Source organism: Odoribacter sp. (assembly GCF_985060555.1).
Window position 1 is genome coordinate 1 of sequence record NZ_CFKYFN010000084.1, and the last position, 7,874, is coordinate 7,874.

The following is a 7,874-nucleotide window of genomic DNA, read 5'->3' on the forward strand; positions in this document are numbered from 1 at the left end:
CGCCGGTCAGTGAAAGAAAAAGCTAGATGACCGACAGAAGCGACCGCGTCCCCGAACACGAATACCGAAGACGAACAAGGACCGGAATAATTCTACGTTCATTAGTGTAAATATGTATATAACTGCCAAATTTTATTCTAGATATTGCGTAATAGCCATAAGATAAGAAGAATAGCAATAAGTATTAAATTTAGAGCAAAAAAAGACTTTTTTTGCTATTAAATCATTATTTAGGAGAAATAGATAAGCTCCGATTAACTCTTTTGTATTTAAAGTGAAATCATTATCTGGCATATTTAGTATAACCAAATCGTGTATTTCCATTTTATTAATAAAATCTTGTACTTCCTTTTGTGTAGGGAATGAAGTTATGATTATAATTTTTCTTTTATCGGTTTTTGGGATTATTGACTTTAATTCTTTTAACATTGGTCTTATACAAGCATCACAATAGGAAATTGGTATTTTGAAAAATAATTTATATTTAGAATTAATAAGAGTATCTAATGAATTTTCTTGTATATTATTTATATAAACTTTTTGGTACTCATATATATAACTTTTAAAAGTTGCATAAGCTATTTCATTCTTTTCCCATGATTCATTATTTTGTTGCTTGTTGAATTGCTTTTTTATATATTCAAATTTTATTATAAGAATTATGTTTAATACTATTAGTAGTATAATAGTTGTTGTTTTCATTTTTTATAATTTGTATTTTCTGATAAAAGAATATTCCAGGTCATTATAATTATCTATTGTGGCAAATAAATAGGTATCATTGGCATCGACACAAATGGAATAGAGAAGTTCCGGACAAGGGTAGATGTTTTTAATATTTCCTGACCAATCCATGACAATTAATTGTCCTGATAATTTCTGAGGCTGATTTTGCAATTGTATTCCGGTTTTATTTGCTCTTAAGATATAGCAATATTTGTTTGTACCACAAATGCTTAGATTATAAAAAGAGGCTTCTGGTGCCATCCCGGAAGCTACGGTAGATAATAAAGGTTTCTGGATTTTAGAAAAACAGTGTTCTTGTAAGAGTTTACCTTCATCATCGTACAACTGGATGAGATCAAAATAACGATAGGCTACTATGATTTTTTTCTTTTGCGGGTGAACACAAATGGAGTTCAGGTAAGATTGATCTTCATATTTTTTATCGGGATATCGGAATTTGTGATTAAATTTTATCCATTTTTTTTCTTTACTCCTACTATTATATATAAAGAAAGATCCATAATTCATGTCAATGCTTCTCCCGACAAAAGTAGAGTCGTTTAATATATTCAAATTATCGGTAAAATACAATTTAGTAGGTAAATATCGTCCTTTTATTTCTTTTTCAGGCTGAGGATTTTGTATGAATTTTGTCAGGTTGAAATATTTTTCTTGAAGTAGATTAATGTCAAATATGTGAATAATGGAGTCGTGGCAGTCGATAAAGTTAGTATTAAAAAATTGGGGCATATTGAATTCTGAAAAAAGTTTACCCTTGTTGCCCACACTGAATTTAAAATTGAAAGCTGTGTCATAGACATGAATGAATTTTTCATCAGCATCTCCATAAGCGATCATAATTAATAAAGAATCCTTGGTAATACTGTAACCAAAGCTATTATTTGTAACTTGTTTCTCTCCGATCAAAGTTAATGATTTTGTAATATTTAAAGGAGTGATCGGTATTTCTTTGCAAGAATGTAGAGAAAAAACTATAACTAATAATGATATTATTATTCTCATTTTTCTATGTTTATTGAAACTATGCTATACTTACAAATATAGCATAGTTTATTGTTGATTATTTATTAAATAATTTGCAATCACCATCGTAGGTGGGAAATACCCAATGAGCTAAACAGTCTCCACAATATAAACAAGCTATTGCACCATGGGCGGGGAAAAAAGAGACGTTTCCTTGCTCACACTTTTTAAAATCATTACCTCCATCTCCCCCTTCGGTATCATTAGCAAATGCAATTTGTGATAATTGGAGGCTTCCAGTGGGTAATGAATTATAGGACGGAATAGTTAAATTTATAGTAATAATACTTAGAATTGTAACTGAAAGAAAAATTTTTTTGTATTTCATCATAATTAATTCTTTTATTCAAAACTTTTACAATGTCCTGTTCCTGTTCGTAATCCGACACGGGCAGATTTACAGTTTCCGCAATACTTTTCTATAGGTAAATAAATATCTTTTGGATTTCCTGTTTCTCCGGTAAAACAAGAAAATTCTTTTAGACTTGGTCCACTTCCTTCTCCAGAACTTGCTATAGCCTCTAAATTATTTAGAACTATATTAAAGTTGCTGTTTGAAGAAGTTGTTATTGAAATATTAGTAATAGCAATACTAATAAAACAAATGAATATTAAATAATATTTTTTTTTAGCTTTCATTAGTTGTCGATTGATTTTAAATTTGTATATTCCAAATTCTTTTTTAGTATAAAAATTTACTATTAATTTTTTTCAGATTTAGCACCTCTCTTTCTTTTTTAGAGGGAGTGTCGGGACGGAAGCTGATTTGATTTGGAAAATGCTGTTCAGCTTTCCGTCCTTTTTCTCCTGGGTTAGACAATCAAGTTGACTTTCATGATAGCATAATCGAAAGGATTGTTAATTTTTACCACGCGCGTGAAAATTTATTCGATTACATTACCACGTATCTTTAGGTTGATTTTGTGTCCGGCCACATTGCAGCGGACCTCTATGTTTTTAATAAACATACCGAGTGAATTCGGGCTGTATACGGTTTGGATCTCTCCTGATTCTCCCGGTTTGATGGGGCGTTTTTTCCATTTCACAGCAGTGCAGTCGCACGATGGCACTACATTGTAGATCAATAGCGGAGCTGTACCGGTGTTTGTAAAACGAAATACTGCTTTTTGTTCTGTCCCGTATTTGACTGAGCCTAACGATAGGGTATCCTTTTCAAAATGGATATTTGTGGGAGTGACGAACTGATCTTCACTACTGTAGCCGGGCTGGTGAAAAATAGACCATCCGGACAAGAGCAAAAGTATTATTACTGTGATGAAGAGCAAAATGTTGAATTTCTTCATTATATTGAATATTTATTTTTCAAAACAAATTTAAAGATGAATTCTTGTTTCATGAAAAAAGCAACATTCTATAATCTACCCAATTTATAAATTTAAGGTAATAATTTCACATTTCCCCTTTTCGTGCGACAGGGCATAAATCGCATCCGTTACCGGGTCGTAGCTGATGGACGAGCAACTATTCGATAGATGGTAGGTGCGGACGTGTGAGCCGTTCCAGTCGAATACCAGAATCACGCGGCCTTTGTCGACATCATTCCGGTATTGCCGGTAGGTACGTCCGGAATAGAGGGCAAAAATGTAATCGTCGGAAGTGGTCAAGTCACAGAAACCGAACAGATTATGGTCGGTGTAGGCTACCGGATACCACATTTTCCGGCCTTTGGGACGTTGCAGCCGGATACTTACTCCGGGCCGGTTGAGGTGTACTTCGTTAACCCGGATCAGCTGGTCTTCCCGGATGTCACAGAGGTCCAGACAACCGTATTGCATATTGGCACAGGCGAGACGGGTCTGGGGCCGGTTAAGGGCCAGGCAATTGCTGGCGTAGAAAATACTTTTCAAGCTGTCGGATAAGGACGGCAGGGCGCATTCCGGATAAGCGACGCTGTAAATATCTTCGTTTTCCGCCGGGTTTGTGCTGCAATAACGGCCTGAGGTATAAATTCCGGTGGAAATAATCCGGTTGCCGGCCCGGACAGCTCCTAACGGCGTTTTACCGTGGGTCGTGAGGGAGGTGAACACAGGGCGGTAATCTGCTTCGGTGCAATGGTTGAGATCGATTTCAACCAAACGGCCGGTGCTGAAATCCAATGCCGAAACGATATTGCCGTTGAGGTGGAGGTTCAGGTAGCAGTGCCCTTCGCCTTCGCCGCTTCCCGCCGGTACTAAATGATGCAGGGTTCCGTTAAGGTGATTGTAAATGGCAAAGCGATAAGCGCTTTGGGGGGTTAGGATGACATACAAAGAATCTTTACGGACGATTTTGGTGGGATGGACGATCCCCAGGGCGTCGAGATTCAGGTTATCGGTTTGGGCGAATTGCAACGATCCCGCCCGGGTATGTAACAAAGGGGTAACTTCTTCTGTAAAATCCGGCTCTGCCTGGCAGGCGGAAATAAATAAGGCGATAAAAAGGTAAGATAGCTTTTTCATATCGTATTACTCTCCTCTCATTAATCCGTGATGTTCTCCATCTATTCCATTTTTATCTATACCGACACATATATAACCGGCCTGGAGGCACAGGTCCTTTCTTTCGCCGTCAGGGCTTTCTTGTTCTGCCATCGCTTCGATATTGGCTAACGTCAGACTGGTTTTCGCTGACCGGTCCGAGAATACGATATTCAGGAATAAAACAGATAAAATAATTATCGTTCCTGTCAATAAGATTCTTTTTTTATGCATATTAATTTTTATTTAAATTTATAGAACAAATTTACAAGGGAATTTTATCTTTGTAAAAGTTTCAACATTCTATAACGTACCGGACAAAACAAAAATGATGAAAGGGAATATCAGGATAGTTTTCTTTTTATGTATTGGTTTATTGATATGTGTGTTGATCGGTCAGGGAGGGTGGTTGTATAAAACCCGGAAAATGGAGATAAATCGCTTCAGGCAGGAAGCCGGTGACCGACTGGGGGATTCGTTTAAGGAATTTTTGGATGAGGAATGGATGACATGTAAAGTTCCTTTCAGCTACGGACTAAAAGAAGATAAAAAGACATTTGTTTATGGGGATAGCTGTAGGGTTAGAGAAATTACTTTATCTTTTGTTGATCAGTTTCGGGAAATGGGCAGAGCTGTTTTTTACGATTATTTATATGAGCAACATAATTTTGATGTTTTTCAATTGGACTCTTTATATCGAAAGAATTTGGAAAAGACAGGTATGAATGGATTGTCCGGCATCCTGTTGCGGGATTCGGTGGGGCAGGTTTTGGAAGTAACAGGCGTTTGCGAAGGAGAAATACGTACCGTTTCTGTTGAAGCCGGTTATCGTTGCCGGCACCGGATAGAAGCGGTTTTTCAATTGCCTTTGATCTTCCGTTCCATGATTTGGCATTTGGTGGGGGAGGGGATGTTTTTCTTTGCTTTTATCGGGTGTTTGGTATGGTTATGGAAAGCGATTCGTCTGACATGGCAAAGCGCAAATGTGCAGACCATGGGGATAGCCCATTTGGAACATGAATTGAAGAAACCTTTAGCTGCAGTTACTTCGGCATTAGAAGGAATTGTGAACCGGAAGAACCGGGAATTGACGGCGATACAGGAAGAAAAACTGAAAATGGTGGAAGTGCGCATCCGCAAAATGGCAGAGATTACCGATACCATGTTGGTGACCTTGAAAAACAGCCGGTTGGAGGTGGAGCGGGTTTCGGTGGATATCGTTCAGGAAATCGGGATGGTGGCAGAGATGTTTAGAATATTGTATCCGTATGCGAGGTTGGAATTTCAGGTGGAAACAGGAGAAGAGAAACCCTTGCTCGACCAGGTTTATTTTAATTATCTTGTGATCAATTTGGTCGATAATGCTATTAAATATGGTGGAGATGAACCTTGGGTGAAAGTTGTTTTTTACCGGGAAAATTGGGATTGGGTACTGACGGTAACAGACCGGGGAATCGGGATGCCGGAAAGAGTGTTGAAACGGATATTCCGACAGTTTTACCGGGTGAAAGATAAAAAAGTAAAGAATAAAACCGGTTTTGGATTAGGACTGGCTTTTGCTAAGAAAGTGGTGAATGCTTATGGAGGGGAGATCCGGGTGGAAAGTGCTCCGGGAAAAGGCAGTCGGTTTGAAGTCCGGATAAAAGCAGAATAAAATGGCGATTATTAAAGTATTGTGTGCGGAAGATGATCGGTTGATGAGGTTGGAAATGAAGGAGAAAATGACAGCAAAAGGCTGGGAGGTAATTGAGGCGGTAGATGGGAAGGAAGCTTTGGTGAAGTACAAAAAGTATCGGCCGGATATTGTCGTTTTGGATGTGAATATGCCGAAACGATCGGGACTCGAAGTATTGCAGTTGATTCGGGTAAACGATTTGCAGACACCTGTCGTGATCTATAGTTCGCTGGCAGAGGAGAAGGATTTGAAAATTGGCCTTTGTCAGGGAGCACAGGTCTATCTGGTAAAGAATTACAGTGTGGCTCTTCTATTAGAACAGGTGGAACGGTTGATTGGGAAAACTGCCTCTTCGGTGATCGGTTTGACGGATAACATCACTTATGATTTTGCTAAAGCTGAGTTGTGTATTGGGGAACAACGGCAGAAATTGACCATGCTCGAAAGTAAGGTATTTGCCATACTGTGCAAGAATAAAAATAGGTTGTCGCCCAGGGAAGTCCTTTTACTGGCCGGTTGGAATAGTACGGCTTATAATTACGAATCACAGTTGAATAAAGTGATCCGGAAATTGAGAAAATTACTGATGAGGGAAAATCAGGTTAAAATTATACTGGATAAAGGTAATGGATATTGGCTGAAAACGGAGGAGGATATACATATTTGATTTGTCTATGAAAACCTTTTTTTTATTTGTCGCATTCCTGATTTTTACTTCTTGTCATAACGGCAATACGAACGTATCTACAGGAAATAATACGATTATTTATGACTTTCCGGTCACGCAAATTGCCGAAAGTGAAAAGATAGATCTGGAAATTATAGGGATAAACGATCTTATGGTTATAGATACCCTTTTGTTTGCCTTTAAAGCGAGTGGTTATAATGATTTTTTCGAAATATATTCGACTAATAACTGGCAATACTTGGGAAAATTCCTTTCTCAGGGCAGAGGCCCTGATGAGTTTCTATCTGTGCAATTTTCCCAGGATTATTTTTTTAAAGATGACAATCTGGTTCTATGGATCTCGGATGGGGCTTTACAAAAACGGGCATTATTAAACATTACCCAATCCCTCCGGATTGGCCGGACTGTATGTGATACCATTTTCCGGATTACTTCAGATTGTAGTTATTTTCAAGTAAACGACTCCATGGTGCTTTTACAAAAATATGTCCCTGGTAATATCTGTCTTTCCGTGCAAAATCAACATACCGGCCAAACGATCCAGGAATATGAATTTTTGAAATCCTATATCCCGAAATCGATTCCTATGCCTTTATTGAGCATGGGAATAACCAGGCATCCGGAGAAAGATTTGTTTGCTGGCAATATGTTGTTTTTTAATCAAATAAATGTATTTTCCAGTGATATGAAAACCAATTTTTCTCTGTCTTATCAACCTCCCATCGATATTTTTGAGACAGCCCACTTGCCGGAATCAGATTTTATTCTGTATTATTCGTCATTACAAGTTTTTTCGGAATATATCTACGCGCTTTATGTTAATAAGAAAGATGATTTATTTTCTCATGCGGAAGGAGAGACTGAAATTCACGTATTCAATTGGAAAGGAGCCCCTATAGCTAGAATCCGGATCCCCGACAATATCATCTATTTTACAGTGGATGAAAAGCATCATTATATATACGGATTAAAAGGTAACGAGGAATTATACCGGTATAAATTTGAATTATGAAAATAAAGTATCTAGTGATTATTTTCACTGTGTATACCCTCACCTCCTGCCACTTTTTCGGACAGGATGCAAGGATGACTTTAGCCTGGTATAATCGGGAAATGATACTTCCCTCCGGATTGCCATGCAAGATGATGGGAAAAGATACAGTATGCAGGGCGACCGCACCAAAATTCCTCTAAAAAGTTTATCATTGCAAAATGAATACCTCTAATTATTTTTCAGAAGTGACAGATCCTCGTGTAACAGGTC

General features: G+C 37.8%; 11 protein-coding genes. 4 read left to right on the forward strand and 7 right to left on the reverse strand.

The features are described from left to right. Positions 1-132: 132 nt before the first annotated feature. From AC5RDS_RS10760 to AC5RDS_RS10790, 7 genes are all read right to left on the reverse strand, one after another. A complete protein-coding gene (locus AC5RDS_RS10760) occupies positions 133-702 on the reverse strand; it encodes a hypothetical protein (RefSeq protein WP_046405806.1) in 570 nt (189 codons plus the stop codon). A gap of 3 nt (positions 703-705) precedes the next feature. Beyond that, positions 706-1,749 (reverse strand): TolB-like 6-bladed beta-propeller domain-containing protein, encoded by a 1,044-nt coding sequence (locus AC5RDS_RS10765; RefSeq protein ID WP_147347631.1) that lies wholly within the window; start codon positions 1,747-1,749, stop codon positions 706-708. 58 nt (positions 1,750-1,807) lie between these two features. Continuing rightward, on the reverse strand, positions 1,808-2,101 hold the full coding sequence (locus AC5RDS_RS10770) for a hypothetical protein (RefSeq protein WP_046405808.1): 294 nt from the start codon (positions 2,099-2,101) through the stop codon (positions 1,808-1,810). Positions 2,102-2,112: 11 nt separating this feature from the next. Beyond that, a complete protein-coding gene (locus AC5RDS_RS10775; RefSeq protein WP_118102535.1) occupies positions 2,113-2,409 on the reverse strand; it encodes an NVEALA domain-containing protein in 297 nt (98 codons plus the stop codon). Between the two features lie 245 nt (positions 2,410-2,654). Then, positions 2,655-3,074, reverse strand: a complete 420-nt coding sequence (locus tag AC5RDS_RS10780) for a DUF1573 domain-containing protein (protein WP_022159589.1) — start codon at positions 3,072-3,074, stop codon at positions 2,655-2,657. Between the two features lie 84 nt (positions 3,075-3,158). Next, complete coding sequence (locus AC5RDS_RS10785) at positions 3,159-4,229, reverse strand: BF3164 family lipoprotein (RefSeq protein WP_118102533.1); 1,071 nt, start codon at positions 4,227-4,229, stop codon at positions 3,159-3,161. A 6-nt stretch (positions 4,230-4,235) separates the two neighbouring features. Beyond that, complete coding sequence (locus AC5RDS_RS10790; protein ID WP_022159587.1) at positions 4,236-4,481, reverse strand: SH3 domain-containing protein; 246 nt, start codon at positions 4,479-4,481, stop codon at positions 4,236-4,238. A gap of 94 nt (positions 4,482-4,575) precedes the next feature. Between AC5RDS_RS10790 and AC5RDS_RS10795 the strand changes: the two genes are divergently transcribed. From AC5RDS_RS10795 to AC5RDS_RS10810, 4 genes are read left to right on the forward strand one after another with little or no spacing between them, the layout of a single operon-like run. Next, entirely contained in the window at positions 4,576-5,901 is a 1,326-nt protein-coding gene (locus AC5RDS_RS10795; RefSeq protein WP_494222332.1) for a sensor histidine kinase, read from the forward strand. Between the two features lies 1 nt (position 5,902). Beyond that, positions 5,903-6,589, forward strand: coding sequence for a response regulator transcription factor (locus AC5RDS_RS10800; RefSeq protein ID WP_113028150.1), 687 nt, complete (start codon positions 5,903-5,905; stop codon positions 6,587-6,589). 7 nt (positions 6,590-6,596) lie between these two features. Further along, positions 6,597-7,622, forward strand: coding sequence for a BF3164 family lipoprotein (locus tag AC5RDS_RS10805; RefSeq protein WP_118102529.1), 1,026 nt, complete (start codon positions 6,597-6,599; stop codon positions 7,620-7,622). Continuing rightward, the gene (locus AC5RDS_RS10810; RefSeq protein WP_147347629.1) at positions 7,619-7,804 is read left to right on the forward strand and encodes a hypothetical protein; all 186 of its coding nucleotides are present in this window, start codon (positions 7,619-7,621) and stop codon (positions 7,802-7,804) included. Before AC5RDS_RS10805 ends, AC5RDS_RS10810 begins: the two co-directional genes overlap by 4 nt. Positions 7,805-7,874: the final 70 nt, after the last annotated feature.